Source organism: Synechococcus sp. RS9907 (assembly GCF_014279615.1).
In the GTDB taxonomy this organism is placed as follows: Bacteria; Cyanobacteriota; Cyanobacteriia; order PCC-6307; family Cyanobiaceae; genus Parasynechococcus.
The window spans coordinates 2,176,333-2,196,546 of sequence record NZ_CP047944.1 but is presented as its reverse complement, the minus strand read 5'-3'; the positions used below and the strand labels follow the sequence as shown (position 1 = coordinate 2,196,546).

At 61.6% G+C, this 20,214-nt stretch carries 22 protein-coding genes; 11 read left to right on the top strand and 11 right to left on the bottom strand.

Annotation, left to right across the window (positions count from 1 at the left end; genetic code table 11):
* Window positions 1-389: 389 nt before the first annotated feature.
* The 8 genes from SynRS9907_RS11990 to SynRS9907_RS11955 all read right to left on the bottom strand — a co-directional run bounded on the left by SynRS9907_RS11990 (window position 390) and on the right by SynRS9907_RS11955 (window position 6,984).
* Window positions 390-1,421, bottom strand: coding sequence for a reprolysin-like metallopeptidase (locus tag SynRS9907_RS11990; protein ID WP_188021168.1), 1,032 nt, complete (start codon window positions 1,419-1,421; stop codon window positions 390-392).
* Window positions 1,422-1,535: 114 nt separating this feature from the next.
* On the bottom strand, window positions 1,536-2,936 hold the full coding sequence (locus SynRS9907_RS11985; RefSeq protein ID WP_188021167.1) for a phosphatidylserine/phosphatidylglycerophosphate/cardiolipin synthase family protein: 1,401 nt from the start codon (window positions 2,934-2,936) through the stop codon (window positions 1,536-1,538).
* Window positions 2,937-2,975: 39 nt separating this feature from the next.
* Window positions 2,976-3,182 carry a hypothetical protein gene (locus SynRS9907_RS11980; RefSeq protein ID WP_188021166.1) on the bottom strand — a complete coding sequence of 69 codons (207 nt, stop codon included), beginning with the start codon at window positions 3,180-3,182 and terminating at the stop codon, window positions 2,976-2,978.
* Entirely contained in the window at window positions 3,173-4,246 is a 1,074-nt protein-coding gene (locus SynRS9907_RS11975) for a DUF4912 domain-containing protein (RefSeq protein WP_186541268.1), read from the bottom strand. The genes SynRS9907_RS11980 and SynRS9907_RS11975 overlap by 10 nt, the downstream gene beginning before the upstream one ends.
* A 184-nt stretch (window positions 4,247-4,430) precedes the next feature.
* On the bottom strand, window positions 4,431-5,201 hold the full coding sequence (locus SynRS9907_RS11970; RefSeq protein WP_370586611.1) for a phycobilisome rod-core linker polypeptide: 771 nt from the start codon (window positions 5,199-5,201) through the stop codon (window positions 4,431-4,433).
* 108 nt (window positions 5,202-5,309) lie between these two features.
* Complete coding sequence (locus SynRS9907_RS11965; RefSeq protein WP_188021164.1) at window positions 5,310-5,903, bottom strand: phycobiliprotein lyase; 594 nt, start codon at window positions 5,901-5,903, stop codon at window positions 5,310-5,312.
* A gap of 98 nt (window positions 5,904-6,001) precedes the next feature.
* The gene (locus tag SynRS9907_RS11960; RefSeq protein WP_188021163.1) at window positions 6,002-6,340 is read right to left on the bottom strand and encodes a hypothetical protein; all 339 of its coding nucleotides are present in this window, start codon (window positions 6,338-6,340) and stop codon (window positions 6,002-6,004) included.
* A complete protein-coding gene (locus SynRS9907_RS11955) occupies window positions 6,340-6,984 on the bottom strand; it encodes a metalloregulator ArsR/SmtB family transcription factor (RefSeq protein WP_188021162.1) in 645 nt (214 codons plus the stop codon). Before SynRS9907_RS11955 ends, SynRS9907_RS11960 begins: the two co-directional genes overlap by 1 nt.
* 158 nt (window positions 6,985-7,142) lie before the next feature.
* Here SynRS9907_RS11955 and SynRS9907_RS11950 point away from each other — a divergent pair, with 158 nt between their 5' ends.
* The 5 genes from SynRS9907_RS11950 to SynRS9907_RS11930 are packed head-to-tail and all read left to right on the top strand — an operon-like array spanning window position 7,143 to window position 12,234.
* Complete coding sequence (locus SynRS9907_RS11950; RefSeq protein WP_038553034.1) at window positions 7,143-7,499, top strand: ferredoxin-thioredoxin reductase catalytic domain-containing protein; 357 nt, start codon at window positions 7,143-7,145, stop codon at window positions 7,497-7,499.
* Window positions 7,500-7,504: 5 nt separating this feature from the next.
* Window positions 7,505-8,944, top strand: coding sequence for a Fe-S cluster assembly protein SufB (gene sufB, locus SynRS9907_RS11945; RefSeq protein ID WP_188021161.1), 1,440 nt, complete (start codon window positions 7,505-7,507; stop codon window positions 8,942-8,944).
* 43 nt (window positions 8,945-8,987) lie between these two features.
* Window positions 8,988-9,776 (top strand): Fe-S cluster assembly ATPase SufC, encoded by a 789-nt coding sequence (gene sufC, locus SynRS9907_RS11940; RefSeq protein ID WP_115131764.1) that lies wholly within the window; start codon window positions 8,988-8,990, stop codon window positions 9,774-9,776.
* Window positions 9,777-9,778: 2 nt separating this feature from the next.
* Entirely contained in the window at window positions 9,779-10,957 is a 1,179-nt protein-coding gene (gene sufD / locus SynRS9907_RS11935; protein ID WP_188021160.1) for a Fe-S cluster assembly protein SufD, read from the top strand.
* Window positions 10,954-12,234 carry a SufS family cysteine desulfurase gene (locus SynRS9907_RS11930; protein ID WP_188021159.1) on the top strand — a complete coding sequence of 427 codons (1,281 nt, stop codon included), beginning with the start codon at window positions 10,954-10,956 and terminating at the stop codon, window positions 12,232-12,234. Before sufD ends, SynRS9907_RS11930 begins: the two co-directional genes overlap by 4 nt.
* 6 nt (window positions 12,235-12,240) lie before the next feature.
* Here the strand turns inward: SynRS9907_RS11930 and SynRS9907_RS11925 are convergent, their stop codons facing one another.
* Together SynRS9907_RS11925 and SynRS9907_RS11920 are read right to left on the bottom strand one after the other, a co-directional pair.
* Complete coding sequence (locus SynRS9907_RS11925) at window positions 12,241-12,435, bottom strand: hypothetical protein (protein ID WP_188022508.1); 195 nt, start codon at window positions 12,433-12,435, stop codon at window positions 12,241-12,243.
* 80 nt (window positions 12,436-12,515) lie between these two features.
* Window positions 12,516-14,453 carry a prolyl oligopeptidase family serine peptidase gene (locus SynRS9907_RS11920; RefSeq protein ID WP_188021158.1) on the bottom strand — a complete coding sequence of 646 codons (1,938 nt, stop codon included), beginning with the start codon at window positions 14,451-14,453 and terminating at the stop codon, window positions 12,516-12,518.
* 49 nt (window positions 14,454-14,502) lie between these two features.
* On the opposite strand from SynRS9907_RS11920, the gene def reads away from it, so the two are divergent.
* The 4 genes from def to SynRS9907_RS11900 all read left to right on the top strand — a co-directional run bounded on the left by def (window position 14,503) and on the right by SynRS9907_RS11900 (window position 16,219).
* Window positions 14,503-15,108: a peptide deformylase gene (gene def / locus SynRS9907_RS11915; RefSeq protein WP_115009393.1), complete on the top strand. Its 606-nt coding sequence runs from the start codon at window positions 14,503-14,505 to the stop codon at window positions 15,106-15,108.
* 3 nt (window positions 15,109-15,111) lie between these two features.
* Window positions 15,112-15,309, top strand: a complete 198-nt coding sequence (locus SynRS9907_RS11910) for a hypothetical protein (RefSeq protein WP_006850702.1) — start codon at window positions 15,112-15,114, stop codon at window positions 15,307-15,309.
* A gap of 50 nt (window positions 15,310-15,359) precedes the next feature.
* Complete coding sequence (locus SynRS9907_RS11905; protein ID WP_188021157.1) at window positions 15,360-15,989, top strand: DUF3747 domain-containing protein; 630 nt, start codon at window positions 15,360-15,362, stop codon at window positions 15,987-15,989.
* Between the two features lie 80 nt (window positions 15,990-16,069).
* A complete protein-coding gene (locus SynRS9907_RS11900) occupies window positions 16,070-16,219 on the top strand; it encodes a hypothetical protein (RefSeq protein ID WP_006851286.1) in 150 nt (49 codons plus the stop codon).
* Here the strand turns inward: SynRS9907_RS11900 and SynRS9907_RS11895 are convergent.
* On the bottom strand, window positions 16,213-17,760 hold the full coding sequence (locus SynRS9907_RS11895; protein ID WP_188021156.1) for a YifB family Mg chelatase-like AAA ATPase: 1,548 nt from the start codon (window positions 17,758-17,760) through the stop codon (window positions 16,213-16,215). The two genes, SynRS9907_RS11900 and SynRS9907_RS11895, sit on opposite strands and share 7 nt — an antisense overlap.
* Before the next feature lie 74 nt (window positions 17,761-17,834).
* Here SynRS9907_RS11895 and SynRS9907_RS11890 point away from each other — a divergent pair, with 74 nt between their 5' ends.
* Together SynRS9907_RS11890 and SynRS9907_RS11885 are read left to right on the top strand one after the other, a co-directional pair.
* Window positions 17,835-18,176, top strand: a complete 342-nt coding sequence (locus SynRS9907_RS11890; RefSeq protein ID WP_115131770.1) for a histidine triad nucleotide-binding protein — start codon at window positions 17,835-17,837, stop codon at window positions 18,174-18,176.
* Between the two features lie 55 nt (window positions 18,177-18,231).
* Window positions 18,232-20,208 (top strand): ABC transporter ATP-binding protein/permease, encoded by a 1,977-nt coding sequence (locus SynRS9907_RS11885; protein ID WP_188021155.1) that lies wholly within the window; start codon window positions 18,232-18,234, stop codon window positions 20,206-20,208.
* The last annotated feature ends 6 nt before the right edge of the window (window positions 20,209-20,214 follow it).

Sequence of the window (20,214 nt, the reverse complement as noted above, 5' to 3'; positions counted from 1 at the left end):
GCGGTGACCTGTCTTGCTTCTGGGTTCGTGAAGAGGATGAACCCCACTCCGACTCCGACAAGAATTTTCAGCACTTGACTGTCTCCTGTTCCTTCACGATGCGGGTGATGGCTGCGATGGCAAGTCCTGCCTTTTGCCTGATGGACCGGTAGAACCCACCTTCTTGGCGCAGACGGATCACTTGGGACTCCTTCTTGGCGAAGATATTAGTTCTTCCCCCTACGATTCTCTCCTGGCTTTCTTCCGTTTTTTGAAGGTTGATCGCTTTCTGGTCCTAGCCACCTCCTAAGCCACTCTCTTTCCCTCTCATCCTCTCTCCACCCATCCCTCTCCACGGATCAGTTGGCGGTTGAGTTTCCGTTGAGGTTATGGAAGAGTTGCGAAGTGGCTCAGATGAACTCCAAATTGCTGCCAGTCAGATCAGGAGCACCTTTAAGGATGGCAATGATGCCACCTTCGCCAAAGCCTTTGTCTGCCCCATTTTCGTTGAAGTAAAGACCACCCTTCTTCTCGTCGTAAAGGAAGTCAAAGTCCTGCTTGGCAAGTTTTTTTTTGACTGCCTTCTTGTTCTTGCCAGTGGCAAAGGTGGCAGAGCTATCGATGCCAAAGCTGTCGGTATCAATTTCCAGGGTGTCGGTAGATGGATTGAAGTTGGTGATTTTGTCTGCTGACTTCTTGTTAAACTTTTTAGGTGCGTATATTGCATCCCCGACGGAATCTAAACCGTCCGAAGAACTATTGTTGCTATAAGGGCTCCAAATTTTGTTTAGAGCTTGCTTGTCAGCCTCTTGGAACCAAGCCATGATATTTCCGTCTTGGTCTCTATCTGTATACCCCATGACAGTCCAAGGGGTATATGAATTTGAGTTTTTGACGCCCGGTGCCTGGTCTCCGTCCGCTTTTTCCCAAGGGTGTTCCAAGCCCATGAGATGCCCTAGCTCATGAACAAAGATCTTTCTCCAGGTCTCCCTTTCATCTGGTCCGTGTGGATAATTCTCGGGCTTTGACCAAGCATCTGGATACTTGTCTCCTTCTAGTCCCGATTTGAATCCCATGTGTAGTGAATTGGTACCGTCTTCCCAGTTTTCTGCGACGGCATCTACACCAGGTACATTGAAAATCTCGATGGTCGCATTGGATTTGTGTGGCTTAGAAACTTCTTTTACTTTTAAGTTAAATTCCTGGTTGGCTCTTTTGATCGAGTCTCTAATAATGGAAAGCTGCCATTTTTCTGGTTTTTCAGTTTTGGCTGAGACTTCACGCTGTTCATGATCATTCCAGACAGTGTGAGTGTGATTGGAGCCACCTGGGTCAATAAAAATATTCAGTTTTCGATTCTTGCCGACAGCAGCTTTGGTTCGGCTGATCCACTTCTTTGATTCGATTAATTGAACTGGCTCAAACCCAAGAGGAATTGCCATATGAGCTCACGATTTATTATTTAATATAGCATTATCGCCTCTTCTAGATTTGTAGTTGCCACGCATAACCCCTAAGCCACGTCTCAAGCCACTCTCCCTCATCTCTCAACCTTCTCAGCCCCTCTCCACCCCATCGCCGCATCGAATCTTTTGACGCTCAAGTTTGCGTTGGATGTGTGGTGTGATCCCCAGTTCAGCGCTTCCCCAAAGGCGATCCATCTCATGGGTGAAGTGTTTGGCGAGTTGAGGTGAGTGGATCACCAGCAAGGTTTCGTCGTTGGTGTGTGCTGCTGAAGGCGACCAATTGAAGCTCCCCGTGATCACTGTTTTGTTGTCGATCACGGCAAATTTGTGATGGAGCTTGTCACCACGGGCAAGGCGGGGAGTACCGACGCCTTTGAGGGCTTGATCCAACGGCTGATTACCCTCTTCTACCTTGCAGGTGTGATCTGGAAGGCTGACGCCCAGCAGATCGAGCACCTCGGAGAAGGGGCGGCTTGCAAACCCAGGATCGGCGACCAGCCGGATTTCAACGCCTTGTTCGATTTTCGCTCGCAGCATGTTGGTGAGTTGCTGTGCGGAAAACACAAACAGGGCCATATCAAGGCTCTTTTTTGCGGCTTTCAGCTGCTCTGCCAACAAGTTGAGCCCGTGATTGCTGTCCCTCTTGGGATGGGGTGAAAACAGCACATCCACGTGGATGTTGCCTACCTGCACGGTTTGCACGCTCCCTTTTTCCTTCTGCAGGCCAAAGCGACTGTCCTGCTTGCCGCCGGGGCCATCGCCCCACATCTGGACGAATTCCTGGCGGAACACCAGGGCCAGCTCAGGGCTGTTGACCCGCAGCAGGTGATTTACATTGCCGCGACTGGACGGCCGGCCCGCATCACCGTGAAGGCCAGAACTGGTGAGATTGGCGCTGCCTGTAATCACTGTTGTTTGGTCGATCACCAGAAACTTGTGGTGCATCAGGCCGCTGCCGCTGCTGCCGTCTTCGGTGTCGTCAATCAGTGGAATGTTCGCTGCTTGGAGTAGCGCCACGGCATCACCTGGGAAGGCTTCGTCGGCAGTGGTGGTGCCGTCGCGATCGCTGTCGGCCAAGCGGTTCAACTGATGCCACCGCTGTCGTTCCCGTTGGTTCAACCGGCTGGGTCGTTGCTCACTCCAGGCCTGCCGGTAGTTGTTCTCGAGGATCACCTGAACAAGAACACCGCGGTGTTTTGCCGCGATCAGGGCCTGGGCAACCCTTGGCAGGCTCAGCTCCTGAACGGCCACCAGCACCTCCTCGGTGGCGCCATCAATGGCTTCAATCAGCCACGCCTCCATGTCGTCACCATTGCGCCACTCCCCTGTAAGGGGTGAGCGGTAGCGCGATCTGGCGTTGTGATTAAAGACCACATCGATCTGCTTGGGCATCGGCAGTTCTGCCGGAGCCATGCCCACGATCGATCCCGGCTGGCTGCAACCTCCGCAGACAAGAGCCGCTGCCATCCAACCCAGCGTGTTCTTCAACATCGAGACCAAGACCTTGCCTTGATCAGAGTTCCCCGATTTTTAGTGGGGCATCTCCGATGTCTTCAGCATCGCCACAAACCAAAGTCCACTCAGAACAAGGGCGACGCCCACACCGGCTCCGATGCCCGCCCGGGCCATCACCAAAGGCACCACTAACGGAAAGACCATCGCCCCCGCGAGGGGGGTGATGGCCACGAACCAGCGAAGGGTTGCTGGTGCTTTGGAATCGGAAGGGTTCAGAACCACTCGGCGCGAGCTTCGCTGGCAGGGTTGCTGTTGTCTTCAGGGGTCTCACGCTTGAAGTTGAGCGTGATGTTGCGCTTCTGCTCTCCATCGGAAGCCGTGGCTTCGATGGCATACATCTGCTCGCCATCCCGGAACGGCACCTGAATTCGGAAAGTACCGTCGGTGGAGAGAGGCACTTCTTCGCCACCGATGGTGAGGCGAGCGGAAGGGTCGGTGGCGCCGTAGACGATCAGTTCGGCGTCAGCCACCAGCCAGAAGGAGCGTTGGCGGGGAGCCACGCCACCAAGGCCAGATTCGTTGCGGCCGCTGGCCCAGAGGCCAGCCCCTGAGTCATTCAAGCCACTGCTGTCGCCAGAAACGTCAAAGCCCTCCTGGAATTCTTCCGAGCCAACCCGACGGCGGCGGAACTGAACCGTGGCGCTTTGGTAGAGCCGCTCATGCAGGCCACTGTTGCTCGACTCGATCGGCGCGACGGGAGCTGGAGCGGATTCAGCCGGTGCTGCCTCAAGGCTGAAGGGCACGAACTGATCAAGGATCTGCTCGCTCGGGTGAAGAGCGGGCACGCGTGCCACGGAAGAGAAGGCCAGAGACATCCAGCTGGCGCCGATGCGATAGCCCAACTCAACGCGGTAATCCCTGTCACAGAGGGGTACGGGCAAATACCACTCGGTGCTGTGACTGTCGACGGGGACTTCTTGGAGGGTGTGGGGATGGGCATTGCCGTCTTGCATGCCGGTTACGTCAGCCAGGCGCAGGCAAAGTCGGCTGGCGCCGTCCTTCTGGGCCACCTTGCGATCGGCGTCGGAAATTTCCCAGAACACGTAGGCCCATTGGGGGTCGCGAGGCAGGAACACCACGCGGGTGTCGCTGCTGCCCATGGCCGGCGCGTTGAGTTCCGCCTCGATGGCCTTCAGATCTCCACCACGCTTTTGCTGACGCTGGGCAACCTCGTCGACCAGGGTCTCTTTGCTTTTGCGGCTGTAGAGCGGCACCCCTAGGTCGCTGGCGATCTGACGCAGTTGACGAAGGGTGAGACGTGCCAGGGATGAAAGGGTTTGGGACACGTCCAAAAACTCCAGGTTTCGTTTGGGATCATTGTGATCTGAAAAATTCCTTTTCGAAGCGTCAAGCGGCCAAGGGTCAGTGGATGCTGACCACTGGGTGAACGTCGATCCCGGGGATCACTGTCAGAGACACAAAAAAAGCGGAGCCGAAGCCCCGCTTTTTTGAAAATGGTCGAGGCCGGGATCAGCGGCCGATGCTGCGGTAGGGAACCTTCGACATGTAGTCCATGTCGGCGCCACCGCTGGGGGCAACTCCACGGGGTCCGCCCATTTCTGCCACCCAGGCCATGTAGTCCTGAGGTGAACCACCCTTGCGGATTTTGGCGCGGGCAGGAACTTTCTTGGCGGGGCCGCCGGTGAAGACGATCTGGGGGAAGCCCAGGATTCCCCGGTAGTACTCGTCGTAGCGGGGGGTTGTGATGTTGAACGGCGTGTCGCCCAGCTCCCGGCCGGGAAGCACGCGGTTGCGTTGGTAAGGAACCGTGTCGTAGCCGAAGGCGTCGAGGTACTCGGCGCTGTCCAGCAACACATCGACAAGGCCTTCCAGGCCTTTGGTCGCAATCACGATCGACCAGGAGAGCTCTTCGCCTTTGCCGTTCACCTTGCGGCCAAGGATCCGCTCGCAGAGGTGGCGAACAACTTTGTAGTTGCTGTTGAAGCCATAGAAAGTGCGCTTGAAGGTGTCAGAGAGCACCAGGCCACGAATGAAGTCGCGAACCGTGATCTGGCCATCCTTCAGCTGGGACTCAAGGTTGACGTCCCGGTCTGTTTTGAAGGCGTGGAAGAAGATCTGCCGATAGGCGGCTTCCACAACGGTGTCGAGGTTGTCCCGGTCGTCTGCAATTTCCAGGGAGTAAGCCCGTGATCCCTCGTCGGAGCCGACACGGAGGTTCGGAACACCCGCTCTCAAGGAGTTCTGGGTGATCTGTGCGTACTCCAGAAGAGGAATGGCCACGCGAGCTACAGCATCCACTGCTGGCGATCGTAGAAGTGCTGGGTCTTGCCCCCTTCAGCTGCTGTTGCAGCGATTACATGCCGTAATACTTTCTCTAAGTACTTTTGCTTACCAGCCGAAGGGGGCGAGAGCGGCCCCGCTCGTAGCTATGGCTGGGCTGGGCTGATCAACATCGTCCAGCTGCCGGGTCTCGATGCAGAAGGAGGCGTTGTTGGAGAGCCCCTGCACCGTGCTGGTGCGCAGCCGCACGTTCTCGCTGGCGAACCAGAAGCGCTCCAGGGAACTCATCATTTCGTAGTCGGTGGTGAGGATCAGGCCGTTTTCGTCGTCCATGCGGAACTGTCCCGCCACCGGCGCTTTCTCGGCGTAACCGCGATCCCGCAGCAGCAGTCCCCGTCGCCCCGTTTCGTCTTCGGGGATCAGTCCGAACATGGTCTGGTCTTCATGGGATTCACCGGCCCGATCCCAGGCCATCGATCCGCTCCAGCGCACCCAGCAGCCCCCCACGATCTGCTCAACGCTGGCGTTGTTGCGTGCAGCGATCTCCGCAAGGCGTTCGTCGCCCTTCAGCAGTTCCTCCACAACGATGAAGGAGGCGCCGGCTTCGGCGCGGCGATGCAGCAGGTGGTGCTGGCTGCGCTGTGAGGTCCAGCGGCCACAGCTCAGACGAAAGAAGCTGAGGGCGTCCGAGATCTCAAGCATCGCCGGCGTTGAGGAAGTGAGTTGATGATGGCAGCCCGACCCAGTCAGCCAAGACAGCCGTGTCAGTCACGGCAGCCAGGCCACCCCAGACGGCCATGTCAGCCACGGCAGCGGGCTTCGGCGGCGCTGATCAGATCGTCGAGGGTCAGCGCCAAGGGAGGCTTGCCCAGCTCAAGCGCCAGTTGATTCAGCTGATCGGCGGCAGCATTGAGCTGCAGCAGCAAGGTGTCGAGGAATGCTGGATCGTCAGCGACCACGGGTTGCTGCTGGCACCAGCGGCGCCGTTGGTTTTCGTCGGGGATTGCACCAGTGCTCCCTGGAGCGGCCATGGATTGAAAGCTGTCCAGGCAGTGGCTCAGCAGCCGCAGGTGATGGCGATCGAGCTGGGGCAGCAGGGTGGAGTCGATGCGTTCAATCGCGGCTCGGTCGATGGCCATCAGCCCTGCGCCAACGGAGTGATGCGGAAGCCGCAGGCGTGGCCGCCCTCGAGCCGCCAATGCACCCGTTCCACCCGGCAGTCCGGCACGGTGCGCCGAATCAGCAGCAATTCCTGGTCGCAGACCGCGGGAAATTCCTCAGCAATGCGCTGCACCGAACAGTGGGCCTCCTCGAGCCGCCAACTCACGCCGTCGTCGTCCCGGCTGCAGACGGTCACATAGCCCTCGTCGCGTCGCAGCCGTGCCAGACGTTCGAGGCGAGCCTCCAGGGAGGCTTCGCCAAGGCTTTGCCGGTACTGGCTGGCCTTCGACTCCGCCTGCTGATTGAGCAGCTGGCGCACCGTCGCTTCGGGGAGATGGCTGCGCATCGAATCCAGCAGGCCAAGGGCGAAGCGGCCGCTGCCATCGGGGAACTGGGCCCGTCCTTCGTCGGTGAGGCACCAGCGGTTGCTGGGACGCCCCGGGCCGCTGGCATTGCTGCTGGCGCAGACCAGGCCGCTGTCGGCGAGGGAGCGCAGGTGCCGCCGCATGGCCTGAACCGAAATGCCCACGGCATCGGCAAGGGTGCCAGCGTCCTCCTCCCCGCGCTCCAGCAGCAGGGAGAGCACGGCGTCGCGGGTGCTGGCGGGGGCCGAGGCGCTCATGAGGAGGCGAAACCTCCCCACACGATGCCATCGAATTGCCACGTCATGTTGGCCGTGTTGAGGGTCACAATGGGGAGCCCGCTGACCGGAGGCCTGTTGGCCTAGGCTTCCAGTAAGGAAACCGCGGGGTTTCGTAATTCGCCGCTCCCTCCACTTCCATGTCCGACGCCCCTCAAGAGCCGACAGCAGAAAGCCTGGAGGTCATCCGCAAGTTCGCTGAAACCTACGCCCAGCGCACCGGCACGTATTTCTGTGCCGACCCCAGTGTCACCGCTGTTGTTCTGAAGGGTCTGGCACGTCACAAAGACGATCTGGGGGGAGCGCTGTGCCCTTGCCGCCATTACGAAGACAAAGAGGCCGAGGTCTCGCAGGCCTTCTGGAACTGCCCCTGCGTTCCGATGCGCGAGCGCAAGGAATGCCACTGCATGCTCTTCCTGACCGAGGACAACCCCTTCGCTTGCCCTGAGAAGACGCAGACCATCACCACCGAAACGATCAACGCCACCGCCGGCTGAGCTGAATGACCAGTACCTCCACACGGGATCTCGTCAGCCAGCCGTACAAGTACGGCTTCGTCACCGAGATCGAGACCGACAAGATCGCCAAGGGTCTCAGTGAAGAGGTCGTTCGCCTGATCTCGGCCAAGAAGGAAGAGCCGGATTTCCTGCTGCAGTTCCGGCTCAAGGCGTTTCGCCACTGGCTCACCCTCGAAGAGCCTGATTGGGCTGCTCTGGGTTATCCCGAGATCGATTACCAGGACATCGTTTATTACGCGGCTCCCAAGCAGCAGGAGAAGAAGGCCAGCCTCGATGAGGTGGATCCGAAGCTGCTGGAAACCTTTGACAAGCTCGGCATCCCGCTGAGCGAGCAGAAGCGCCTCGGCAACGTGGCGGTGGACGCTGTTTTCGACAGCGTTTCGATTGCCACCACCTACAAGGAGAAGCTGGCCGAACACGGGGTGGTGTTCTGCTCCTTCAGTGAGGCGGTCAAGGAGCATCCCGAACTGATCGAGCGCTACCTCGGCACAGTTGTCTCCAGCAACGACAACTATTTCGCCGCCCTGAACTCAGCTGTGTTCAGTGACGGATCCTTTGTCTTCATTCCGAAGGGCGTTGAGTGCCCGATGGAGCTCTCCACCTACTTCCGGATCAATTCCGGCGACACCGGACAGTTCGAGCGCACCTTGATCGTGGCCGAAGAGGGTGCCTCGGTGAGTTATCTCGAGGGCTGCACGGCACCGATGTTCGACACCAACCAGCTGCATGCGGCTGTGGTGGAACTGGTGGCCCTCGACGATGCCTCAATTAAATATTCAACGGTTCAGAACTGGTACGCCGGTGATGAAAACGGCGTCGGCGGGATCTACAACTTCGTGACCAAACGCGGCCAGTGCCGCGGTGATCGCAGCCGCATCAGCTGGACCCAGGTGGAGACCGGTTCTGCCATCACCTGGAAGTACCCCAGTTGCGTGCTGCAGGGTGCTGATTCGGTGGGTGAGTTCTATTCCGTGGCCCTCACCAACAACTGCCAGCAGGCCGACACCGGCACCAAGATGGTCCATGTCGGACCGCGCACCCGCTCCACGATTGTGAGCAAGGGCATCAGTGCAGGTCGCTCCAGCAACAGCTACCGCGGTCTCGTGCAGATGGGGCCCAATGCCAAGGGCGCCCGCAATTACAGCCAGTGCGATTCGATGCTGATCGGCGATCAAGCCGCTGCGAACACCTATCCCTACATCCGTTCGCAGCAGCCGCAGGCGGCCATCGAGCACGAGGCCAGCACCTGTCGCATCTCCGAAGACCAGCTCTTCTACCTGCAGAGCCGTGGCATCGGGTTTGAAGAGGCCGTCTCGATGATGGTCAGCGGCTTCTGCCGCGACGTCTTCAATCAGCTGCCGATGGAGTTCGCCGCTGAGGCCGACAAATTGCTGGCCCTCAAGCTTGAGGGGTCCGTGGGCTGATCCCCTCCCCCACCTTGTCTCTGTTTTTTTAACGACGCTTTCCGTGATTCGCCCTGACGCTGAGCTGCTGCTCGACATCCAAGACCTGCATGCCTCCGTCGAGGACAAGCCCATCCTCAAGGGGGTGAATCTGCAGGTGAAGGCTGGTGAAGTCCATGCCGTGATGGGTCGCAACGGCAGTGGCAAGAGCACGCTCTCCAAGGTGTTGGCCGGGCATCCGGCCTACCGGGTCACAGGCGGCAGCGTTCGTTATCGCGGCCAGGACCTGTTTGAGCTGGAGCCTGAAGAGCGGGCCCGTCTGGGTGTGTTCCTCGGATTTCAGTACCCCGTTGAAATCCCTGGTGTCAGCAACCTGGAATTCCTGCGGGTGTCCACCAATGCCCGGCGGGAAAAACAGGGGGAAGAGGAGCTCGACACCTTTGCCTTCGAAGATCACGTGCACGACAAGCTGAAGGTGGTGCAGATGGACCCTGCCTTCCTTGAGCGCAGCGTGAATGAAGGCTTCTCCGGGGGCGAGAAAAAGCGCAACGAGATTCTCCAGATGGCTCTGCTGGAGCCCGTGGTGGCGATCCTGGATGAAACCGATTCCGGCCTGGATATCGATGCCCTGCGCATCGTGGCCGGTGGTGTGAACCAGCTGGCGACGGAAGACAACGCCACTCTGCTGATCACTCACTACCAACGTCTTCTCGACGAGATCACCCCGGACTATGTGCATGTGATGGCGGCAGGCCGGATCCTGCGTACCGGTGGACGGGAGCTGGCCCTTGAGCTGGAGCAGACCGGATACGACTGGGTGGATCAGGAGCTGGCCGCTCAGGGAGCCGCTTGACCATGGCAAGCAGTGTGCTGGCGCCAGTGCAGGAGCGCGGTCGAGCCGCGCTTGAACAGCTTGGTCTGCCCAACCGCCGCCAGGAGCCCTGGCGCCTCACCGATCTCAAACGGCTTGCGGCTGTCTCGGAATTGCCGGCCAGTGCCTCGCCACTGTCCACGCCCCTGCCGGCCAGCCTGGACGGGGTGACCCGTTTGGTGCTCAATGGTTTTGATGATCCCCTGGCCGGCCAGGTGCTTCCGGAGGGAATCACGGCGCTGAATGCCGAAGAGCTGCAGCAGGCCCTCGGCCACACCCTGGATCGCTGCGGTTGTGCCCAGGTCTGGCCCGTGGAGTTCAACCATGCCAAAGCCCAGCAGATCCTGGCCCTCAGGGTGCGGGGACGGGTTGGCCCGTTGGAGCTGGTGCTGGCGGCGGGTGCCGGGTTGAACGCCACGCGGGTGCTGCTGCTGTTGGAGGAAAAAGCTGAGCTGGAGCTGATGCAGGTGCTGCTGGCTGAGGGGGCGTCGGCCCACAGCCATGTGCTGGAAGTGCATCTGGGACAGGAGGCCCAGCTGCGCCATGGCGTGCTGGCGACGGCGGATGGTGCGTCATCGCTGATGGCCCATTTGGCTGTGGAGCAGGAGCCCCGCAGTTCCTATGCCCTCACTTCGGTGGTGCAGGGCTGGAATCTGGGACGGGTGGAGCCCCGGGTGGTGCAGGTGGATGGCCAGGCAGAGACCGTGCTTAAGGGTCTGACCGTCACCGGCGCCGAGCAGCAGCTGGCCACCCACACCGCGGTGCGCTTCGACGGGCCGGAGGGGGAGCTGGATCAGTTGCAGAAATGCCTGGCCGGCGGCCAGTCCCACGCGATTTTTAACGGCGCCATCAGTGTTCCCCGCGATGCTCAGCGCACCAACGCCGCCCAGTTGAGCCGCAACCTGCTGCTGTCTGATCGGGCCCGGGTGGACACCAAGCCCGAGCTGGAGATCGTGGCGGACGATGTGCGCTGTGCCCACGGCGCCACCGTGTCGCAGCTTCAGGACGATGAGCTGTTCTATCTCCAGAGCCGGGGCATCGCTGCGGCGGATGCAACGGCGCTGCTGCTGCGGGGGGCCTGCCAGGAGGTGATCGCCGAGCTTCCTGCTGCCGCGCAGGCGTGGCGCCCCTTGGAGCGCGTGATGGAGAGCCTCGCCCCATGACGATCGCCGCCGAAGCACGATCGAGTGCTGATTTCGTGGATTTATCGTCTCGATATCGTGCCGATTTCCCTATTCTCGAGCAGCTGGCTCCGGATGGCCGCCCGCTGATCTATCTCGATCACGCTGCCACCAGCCAGAAGCCCCGTCAGGTGCTCGAAGCGCTGCAGCAGTACTACAGCTGCGACAACGCCAACGTGCATCGCGGTGCGCACCAGCTCAGTGCCCGCGCCACCGATGCCTTTGAGGCGGCCCGCAGCACGACGGCGGCCTTCGTGGGTGCCGCCAGTGCCCGCGAGATTGTCTTCACCCGCAATGCCAGTGAGGCCATCAATCTGGTGGCGCGCACCTGGGGTGACGCCAACCTCAAGCAGGGGGACGAAATTCTCCTCACGGTGATGGAGCACCACAGCAACCTGGTGCCCTGGCAGCTGTTGGCGCAGCGCACCGGCTGCGTGCTGCGCCATGTGGGCATCACCGAATCCGGTGAGCTGGATCTGGAGGATTTCCGGGCCCAGCTCAACGAGCGCACCCGGTTGGTGAGCCTGGTGCACATCAGCAATTCCCTCGGTTGCTGCAATCCCCTGGATCAGGTGATCCCCGCAGCCCATGCCGTTGGCGCCTGTGTGCTCGTGGATGCCTGTCAGAGCCTGGCCCACAAGCCGATTGATGTGGCGGCTCTGGATGCGGACTTTCTTGTCGGCTCCTCCCACAAGCTCTGTGGCCCCACCGGCATGGGTTTCCTCTGGGCGCGGGAGGCGCTGCTGGAGGCGATGCCTCCCTTTCTGGGCGGCGGGGAGATGATTCAGGACGTTTTCCTGGCCCACAGCACCTGGGCGGTGTTGCCCCATAAGTTCGAAGCGGGAACGCCTGCTATCGGTGAGGCGGTGGGCATGGGGGCCGCGATTCGCTACCTGCAGGCGGTGGGTCTGGAGGCGATTCAGGCGTGGGAAGCTCAGCTCACCCGGCATCTGTTCGCCCGGTTGCAGGCCATTGATGGTGTGAGGGTCCTGGGGCCGACGCCGGATCAGCAGCCCGAGCGAGGTGCTCTCGCCACATTCCTAGTGGATGGCGTGCATGCCAACGACATTGCCGCTCTGATCGATGCGTCCGGGATCTGCATCCGCAGTGGTCACCACTGCTGTCAGCCCCTGCACCGTATTTATGACGTGACGGCTTCAGCGCGGGCCAGCCTGAGCTTCACCAGCACCTTTGAAGAGATCGACCGCTTCAGCGAAGAGCTTGCTTCCACGGTCGCTTTCCTGCGCGAGCACAGCTGACCTGGCTCAGGCCGCCAGCTGATCGTTGCTTGCTGCGGCCTCGCGTTGACGCAGGGGAACAACCTTGTTGGGCTCGATGGCGTACTTCACCCAGCGGTAGGAGCGTGCGCCGGGACGGGGAGCCGCGTTGATCGGTTCAGGGCTGGCATAGCTGCTGCCGCGATAACGCAGGATCCGCATCGGTGCTGTCGAAACAGCCATCACCTTTTCAGGCTTACCGCTTCTTGATGGGTTCCGTGGAGCACAGGTTGATGGTTCCTGCTGGTTGCCGGCCCTACCCATCACATCTGCTGAACGGGGTTGTGTGCTTTGTAACCGTCTGTTAGCCCCAATTCCCGCCTGAAAAAGGCCTCGGTTTGCTCGAGCACCTCGATCTGGGTGGCTTGGCTGCGGAAGCCGTGGCCTTCCTCCTCGAACAGCCGCACCTCCACAGGGATGCCGTTGCTGCGCAGCGCCTCGGCCATGCGTTCGGTTTGTTCCGGAGGCACCACCTTGTCTTGCAATCCCTGGAAAAACAGCACCGGACAGCGGATTTGGTCGGCATGCAGCAGCGGCGACCGCTGCTCGTACAACGCACGCGCTGCGGGCCATTCCCCCACCAGGCCATCCACGTAGCGCGCCTCAAATCGGTGCGTGTCTTCGGCCATGGCTGTGAGATCACAGACCGCATAGCGGCAGGCTCCGGCCCTGAACACGTCGGTGAAGCACAGCGCTGCCAGGGTGGTGAAGCCGCCGGCACTGCCGCCTTCGATAGCGATCTGGCCGGGATTGGCGCGACCGGCCTCGATCAGGGCCTGCGCTGCGGCGGCGCAGTCGGCCACATCCACCAGGCCCCAGCCCCCGTTGAGGCGCTCCCGGTAGTCCCGGCCAAACCCCGTTGAGCCGCCGTAATTCACATCCACCACGCCCCAACCCCGGGAGGTCCAGTACTGAATCGCCAGGCTGAGGCCGCGGCGAGCCATGGCCGTTGGTCCGCTGTGGCTTTTCACCAGCAGTGGCGCAGGCCCTGGTGGTTTGCCGCTGGGGGGGTAGTACCAGGCATGGGTGCGTTCACCCTGGTGCCCGTTGAACCACAGCGGTTCGGCCACGCTGATCGCCTCAACCGACAACGGTGACGTGATGGCGGGGCTGTGGCTCCAGATCGGGGTGGCCGGCCGCAAATCGATTTCCAGCAGCCCGGCCACGCTGGTGCTGTTGCTGGCCACGGCCACGGCGCGGCCGTTGCAGGCGCTTAATCCCGCAAGGTCGTCAAACGGTTGCGGCAACAGCTGCACCGTTCCATCCAGGCTCAGCCGTTGCAACGACCAGGCCCCGCGGCTGCAGACGGCGGCGATCAGCTGCTCGCCATCCCAGGCCGTGGTGCTCATCCCATAGATCCACTGGGGCATGGCCGTTTCGGCAGGCATCGGCCAGGGCCTCTCCCAGGCGGCGTCGGCACTGGGCTGGAGCATCAGGTTCCACCAACCGGAGCTGTCTTCCGCCACAAGCAACTGCCCGTCGGGCAGCCATTGGGGTTGAAACACCGAGATGCCATCGCCTCCGGCCAGCTGACGGCTCTCGACCAGCCCGCCCGTGTCGCTGAACTCCGCGCACCAGAGACGGCTGCTGTCCCAGGGCATGGCGGGTTGCTGCCACTCCACCCAGGCGAAGCGCTGGCCATCGGGGCTCAGGCAGCCATAGCCGGCAAAGTCCGTCGGCTGGTGCAGCAGCAGCGGCGTCTGATCCGATGCGTTCAGCGCCAGGCTCACCAGCTCGTCACGGCCTTCGATTTCACGGATGCCGATCCAGCGCTGCCTGGGTAGATCGAGCACGCCATCCGCCAGCTCCCAGTCCCCTTCTCGGCTGAGCCGTTGGGGTGCAGCCAGGGGGGTGGGTTGCTGGGGGCTTGCCTGCGGCAGGCGCCAGTCCTGACGCCAGAGGCAGCCGCGCTCGATCCAGGCCAGGATCAGCCTGTCCTGTTCCACCGCGGTGGCGAGTACGCCGCCGCCGTAGTCATGCACCCGACTGCGCAGGTTGCTGGGGGCCGGCGTCAGCTCCTGTGGTCCTGCCTCTGAATCACCAAAACGCCGGATCAAGGCAGTGGTGCGGCCGCGCTCCTGGGGGCGCTGTTCCAGCCAGATCAGCCACAGCGTTGCATCGGGGCCACTGACCAGGGCCGGTTCCTTGAGACCCGGCAAACGGCCGACGGCATGTTGCGCGGATAACGGAGCGGCTCCCATAACGGCTGATTCAGGCCGCTTACCATGCTGAATCAACGCGGCGTTGGTCTTGGCAGGAAGCTTTGCAGAGTTGGCCCGTCAGGCCGATAAGTCGCGGGACACGATGCTGGTGCCCAAGACGGCCCTGGAAACCCCGCCGCTGGAGATTCACACCCTGGGCGATGAGGTGTTGCGGCAGCCTGCGCGCCGCATCGGCAAGGTGAATGAGCAGGTGCGGGAGCTGGCCCGCGACATGCTCCGCAGCATGTACACCGCCAAGGGCATTGGCCTGGCGGCTCCTCAGGTGGGGATTCACCAGCAGCTCCTGGTGATTGATCTCGACCTTGAAAATGCAGCCACGCCGCCCCTGGTGCTGATTAATCCGGAGATCACGGCGGCCAGCGCCGGGCTCGACACCTATGAAGAGGGCTGTCTCAGCATCCCTGGGGTGTATCTCGATGTGGTGCGCCCCACCGCGATTGAACTGAGCTTCCGCGATGAGATGGGTCGGCCCAGGAAGATGAAGGCCGATGGCCTGATGGCCCGTTGCATTCAGCACGAGATGGATCATCTCAATGGCGTGTTGTTCGTCGACCGCGTCACTGATGAAGACGGTCTGCAGAAGGAGCTCAAGGAGAAGGGCTTCGAGCGCCAAGATGTGCGGAGCGTCGCCTGAGTTATGCCGATGAAACCCCTGGCCGGCGTCTTCCTGGCCCTCGCCTGTGTTCTGGGTATTGCCAGCACCGGCTGTGTGTTTGAACTGGCCTACGGCGATCCCGACCTCGGGGTCAAAACCACCAGCTGGATCCTGGCCCTGGCAGCCCCTGGAACCGTGGGGACCCTTCTGTTCGCCATTCGCCTGAACAAACCGGCCTGATCGGGGGCGACCGATCCAGGCATCACTTTTACGATCCGCTCAGTTCCTCCATGGACGTGATGGCACGCTTTCGAACCGTGGCCGCTGCCGGCCTCGCTCTCGCAGCGACCTCTGCACCGGTGGCCCTGGCCCAGGGTTCGCTGTTCACGGCGGTGCCCGTGGAGTTAAGCAAGTTCGTCTTGGTGTCGGCCCCGATCGGTCAGGGCGAGCGTTCGCAGTTGAACATCTACGAGCAGCGCACCACAAAACGCCCCTGTTTCGCTGTGGCAGCGGGATCACCGGCCATGGTCGATCCCTTGTTGTCCACGTTTGATTTCACCGGGGTTTGCAACCGCTATATCGACGGCAACGGCTATTCCCTGCGGATCGGTGGTGACGACCTTGGCACTCGCTACCGGCTCAGCGTGGTGAACACCGGTCGGGATATCGAGTTGCTGGCCACGCCCACCAAGAATCCCTCCCAACCGACCATGCTCGTGGCCCGGGCCGGTGGTGCCGCCAGCGGCTTTGTTCAGCTCAAGCTTGAGCCGGGCTGGACCTTGAAGCGACGGGCCTACGGCAAGAAGAGCCTCGGCCATCTCTACGTTTATCGGGCCAGTGCACCAGGGGCGGGTTCCAGCCCGAGCCCTGCACCGGCGGCGTCTGAACAGCCTGACAGTTCCGTAGCTCCGTCTTACTGAGCTTGCGCAGAACCGGTGAAAACACCTGTTGTCGTCCTCTGTCAGTGATTTCACACTGAAGACAGACCCAGGAGGACGTGATGAAAACAACGGTTGTTCAGTGGTTCCAGTGGTTCGGTGAAGCGATGACCCATGCCCTGGGTTCGTTCAACGACCGCCATCTCCAGCCCCCGCCGATCGGCACCCAGCCCTACCGGGATACACCGGACAAGCGTGCCCGCGACTACTGAGCACCAGGCTGCTTGAGTAGATCTGTGCAGCGGAAGCAACTCGCTTCTGCCACGGCGGTTCGATCGACGCTGGCATGGTCGTTGAGATCGGCAATGGTGCGCGCCACGCGCAACAGTTGAAGGCTGCTGCGCGTGCTCAGGCCGCGTTGGTTGATCAGCTGTTCCCAGAGCTCGAGTGCCGCAGCCTCGATGGCTCCGGACTGCCGCAGCGCTGCTGCCGACAGCTGCCTGTTGCTGTCTCCACCCGGATTCCGCCTCTGCATCCGTTGCCGGGCTCGTTCAATCCGGGCGGGGTTGCACCAGGACGCTGAAGCTTGCATTGGGCTGGGCTGCTTCAGCACCGCTGCCACCTCCTTGGCGGAGCGCCGTTCCAGTCGTAGTTGCAGATCGAGCCGATCCAGGAGCGGGCCGGAGAGCCGCTGCCAGTAGCGCTGGCGCTGGCTGATGCTGCAGCGACAGCCATGGTCGCGATCGCCATGCCAGCCGCAGGGGCAGGGATTTGTGGCGGCCACCAGGGTGACCAGGGCCGGGAACACCGTGCTCTGCTGGGAACGGCAGATCTGCACGGCGCCGTCAGCCAGGGGCTGCCGCAATTGATCCAGGACCGTCCGCGGAAATTCCGCCAGCTCATCGAGGAAGAGCACGCCACCGTGGGCCAGGCTCACCTCCCCAGGACGGGGTGAGCGTCCGCCGCCGAGCAAGGCGGCTGCGGAGCAACTGTGGTGCGGCGATCGAAAGGGGCGCTGCTGCTGCAGTTGATCGATGCCATGCAGTTGGCCGGCGACGGAATGGATGCGCGTGATGGAGAGCGCTTCCTTATGGCTCAGGGCCGGCAGCAGTCGCGGCAGTTGATGGGCGAGGCGGGTCTTGCCGCAGCCGGGGGGACCCACGAGCAGCAGGTGGTGGCCGCCGGCTGCCGAGAGGGCCAGGGCGCGGGAGGCGAGGCTGCTGTCCAGGCAGGGCCAAGGCTCCGGCTTGGTTGGCCGGGTTGAAGATCGGGCGCTGCTGCAACTGGTCGCTGGCCAGGGGTGCTCGCCTTTCAGCTGCTCCACCAGCGTGCGCAGGTTGGCTGCGGTGCGGATCGTTAGCCCCTCAATCAGGCTGGCCTCCTGAGCATTCTCAGGGGGAACCACCAGGGCCTGGGCCTTCTGCTGCTGGGCCTTTTCGGCGAGGGCAATCACCCCGCGACAGGGCCTGAGGCTGCCGTCGAGCCCCAACTCGCCCGCACACCAGAGGCCCTCCAGCTGAGGGCGGGCGAGCTGCCCGCTGGCCACCAACAGGGCCAGGGCGATGGGGAGGTCAAAGGAGGGGCCTTCCTTGCGCAGATCGGCCGGAGCCAGGTTGATCACCACGCGCACCAGGGGGCCGCGGAAGCCGCTGTTGCGCAGGGCGGATCGGACCCGCTCCCGTGATTCCTGAATGGCCTTGTCCGGCAGACCCACCAGCTGAACGCCCGGCAGGCCCGGGGCAAGATCCACTTCCACCACCACTGGTCTGGCCTCCAGACCCTGCAGGGATGCACTGAGACAACGTGCCAGCATTCTGTGGAGGGTGACGCAGGAGATTCATGCCCCTGCTGTCACACCGGTCCGGCTGTTCCCTCTTTTCAAGGCCCATGGCAGACGACACGATCTTCGGGAAGATCCTTCGTGGCGAGATCCCGTGCGATGAGGTCTACAGCGATGAGCAGTGTCTGGCCTTTCGCGATGTCGCGCCCCAGGCACCCGTTCACGTGCTGGTGATTCCGCGCAAGCCGATCGAGAGCTTGCGCTCCGGTGCTGCTGAGGATGCGGCCCTGCTGGGCCACCTCTTGCTGGTGGCTGCCCGCGTGGCCAAACAGGAGGGTCTGGACGATTTCCGCACGGTGATCAACAGTGGCGCCGGTGCTGGCCAGACGGTGTTTCACCTCCATGTGCATGTGATCGGTGGACGTCCTCTGGCGTGGCCTCCCGGTTGAGGTCAGCGGCGAAGCGGCGCGGCGACAGCCAGACTGAGCACAGTTCAGCAGTGGCATGACCCACCAGCTTCAGAACCTGCGCAATCAGGCCGCCAAGCTGCGTCGGCTTTCGCAGCCCTACTTCTTCCCCTACACCGAAGACAACGGCTGGCAGTTCCTTGGACTGCTGGTGAGCCTGCTCTTCTGTGTGGCCGGGATCGTGCTGTTCCTGGTCACCGGCTTGATGAACGGCCTGTCGTGGCTGTTTCCGGAGTTGTCCGGCCAGTACCTCGGTGGCGTCCAGTCGTCCCTGGGCATGCTCTGGTCCCGTGGATGGGGGGCGGGCATCAGTGCCCTGTTCGTGCTGGGGGCTGTGGTGTTTGCCTCCGTGCGGGGCCAACTCAGGCATCGCCGCTGGTTGCCTTGGCTGTTTCTCGGCCTGATCATCCTGATGCTGTTGAGCGTGAACGGCATCAACGCCGGCATCACATTCCTCGCCAGGGATCTGACCAATGCGTTGATCGCCAGGGATGGCGATGCGTCGTATCGCAACCTCTGGATCTACGGCGCCTGTTTTGCGGTCGCGCTGCCGATTCGCAGCCTGCAGTTTTATTTCACCCAGAAACTTGGGCTGTTCTGGCGCGAATGGTTGTCGTTGAGCCTGGTGGACGATTACCTGCGGGATCGGGCCTATTACGTGCTCAATCCCAATGATGAAGCGGCCACCAATGTTGATAACCCCGATCAACGTATTTCCGAGGATGTGCGTGATTTCACGGCACAGGCCCTTGGTTTTGCGCTGAATATTTTTGATTCGATCCTCACCTTTTCCCTCAATATCCTCATCCTTTATTCGGTGAGTGAGGGGCTCACCTTTGCCCTTCTGGCCTATGCAACCGGGGTGTCTGTCCTGATGATTGTGGCTGGTCGCAAGTTGGTGCGGTTGAACAATTTCCAACTGCGTTTTGAAGCGGATTACCGCTATGGCCTCGTACGGGTTCGTGACAACGCCGAGTCGATTGCCTTCTACGCCGGTGAGCAGCAGGAAGCCAAGGAGGTGACGCGTCGCCTGGCCACCGTCGTTGAAAACTTCAATCTGCTGATTGTCTGGGAAGTGCTGCTGCGGGTGCTGCAGCGCTCCAGCATTTACGCCAGCAATTTCATCCCCTATCTGATCCTTGCGGCACCGATTCTCGCCGGTGAGATGGATTACGGCGGCTTCGCCCAGGCGAACGTCGCCTACAACCTGGTTGAGGGATCGTTGTTTTTCATCATTTACAACATCGAAGCCCTGGCCCGGTTCTCGGCATCCATCAACCGGCTTGAAGGCTTTCAATCCAACATCTCCAACCTCGATCCGGAGGAGTGGAGTGATTACGTGCCGCGGATCGTGCCCTCTGAGCGCCTGGCGCTGCAGGGGGTGACGGTCAAAACACCGCGTACCGACAACGTGCTGGTGCGCGACCTCAGTTTTTCCCTGGGCAACGCTGAGGGGCTGCTGGTGGTGGGACCCTCCGGCTGTGGCAAGACGTCTCTGCTGCGGGTGGTGAGTGGCCTGTGGGGCTCGCCGACGGGCACCGTTTATTCCCCGGGGCAGGGCGATCTCCTTTTCATCCCCCAGAAGCCCTACATGGCCCTGGGATCTCTGCGCGAACAGCTCTGTTATCCGCTTGATCAGGCCCGTTTCAGCAATGAACAGCTACGGGCGGTTTTGGATCAGGTGATGTTGGGCAAACTTCTGCAGCGCTATCCCGACCTCGACATCAAGCAGGACTGGCCGCGGCTGCTTTCTCTGGGTGAACAGCAGCGACTGGCCTTTGCGCGGCTGCTGCTCAATTCGCCCAAGGTCGTGGTGCTGGATGAAGCCACCAGTGCCCTGGACGTTGAGACCGAATCCCGCCTTTATTCCCTGTTGCGGGATCGGGAGGTGGCGTTCATCAGCGTGGGCCACCGGCCAACCCTGAAGGACTTCCATGACACCGTTCTGGAACTCAGCGGTGATCACGACTGGCGGCTGATCCCGGCGACCAGCTATGACTTCGGGCGTTCGTGAACCGGC

Excerpts from the sequence above, each read along its gene's own strand:
- SynRS9907_RS11990 (WP_188021168.1), bottom strand. The coding sequence starts at position 1,421 with ATGGCAATTCCTCTTGGGTTTGAGCCAGTTCAATTAATCGAATCAAAG.
- SynRS9907_RS11985 (WP_188021167.1), bottom strand. The coding sequence starts at position 2,936 with ATGTTGAAGAACACGCTGGGTTGGATGGCAGCGGCTCTTGTCTGCGGA.
- SynRS9907_RS11965 (WP_188021164.1), bottom strand. The coding sequence starts at position 5,903 with ATGCTTGAGATCTCGGACGCCCTCAGCTTCTTTCGTCTGAGCTGTGGC.
- SynRS9907_RS11960 (WP_188021163.1), bottom strand. The coding sequence starts at position 6,340 with ATGGCCATCGACCGAGCCGCGATTGAACGCATCGACTCCACCCTGCTG.
- SynRS9907_RS11955 (WP_188021162.1), bottom strand. The coding sequence starts at position 6,984 with ATGAGCGCCTCGGCCCCCGCCAGCACCCGCGACGCCGTGCTCTCCCTG.
- SynRS9907_RS11950 (WP_038553034.1), top strand. The coding sequence starts at position 7,143 with ATGTCCGACGCCCCTCAAGAGCCGACAGCAGAAAGCCTGGAGGTCATC.
- sufB (WP_188021161.1), top strand. The coding sequence starts at position 7,505 with ATGACCAGTACCTCCACACGGGATCTCGTCAGCCAGCCGTACAAGTAC.
- sufD (WP_188021160.1), top strand. The coding sequence starts at position 9,779 with ATGGCAAGCAGTGTGCTGGCGCCAGTGCAGGAGCGCGGTCGAGCCGCG.
- SynRS9907_RS11930 (WP_188021159.1), top strand. The coding sequence starts at position 10,954 with ATGACGATCGCCGCCGAAGCACGATCGAGTGCTGATTTCGTGGATTTA.
- SynRS9907_RS11925 (WP_188022508.1), bottom strand. The coding sequence starts at position 12,435 with ATGGCTGTTTCGACAGCACCGATGCGGATCCTGCGTTATCGCGGCAGC.
- SynRS9907_RS11920 (WP_188021158.1), bottom strand. The coding sequence starts at position 14,453 with ATGGGAGCCGCTCCGTTATCCGCGCAACATGCCGTCGGCCGTTTGCCG.
- SynRS9907_RS11910 (WP_006850702.1), top strand. The coding sequence starts at position 15,112 with ATGCCGATGAAACCCCTGGCCGGCGTCTTCCTGGCCCTCGCCTGTGTT.
- SynRS9907_RS11905 (WP_188021157.1), top strand. The coding sequence starts at position 15,360 with ATGGACGTGATGGCACGCTTTCGAACCGTGGCCGCTGCCGGCCTCGCT.
- SynRS9907_RS11900 (WP_006851286.1), top strand. The coding sequence starts at position 16,070 with ATGAAAACAACGGTTGTTCAGTGGTTCCAGTGGTTCGGTGAAGCGATG.
- SynRS9907_RS11895 (WP_188021156.1), bottom strand. The coding sequence starts at position 17,760 with ATGCTGGCACGTTGTCTCAGTGCATCCCTGCAGGGTCTGGAGGCCAGA.
- SynRS9907_RS11890 (WP_115131770.1), top strand. The coding sequence starts at position 17,835 with ATGGCAGACGACACGATCTTCGGGAAGATCCTTCGTGGCGAGATCCCG.
- SynRS9907_RS11885 (WP_188021155.1), top strand. The coding sequence starts at position 18,232 with ATGACCCACCAGCTTCAGAACCTGCGCAATCAGGCCGCCAAGCTGCGT.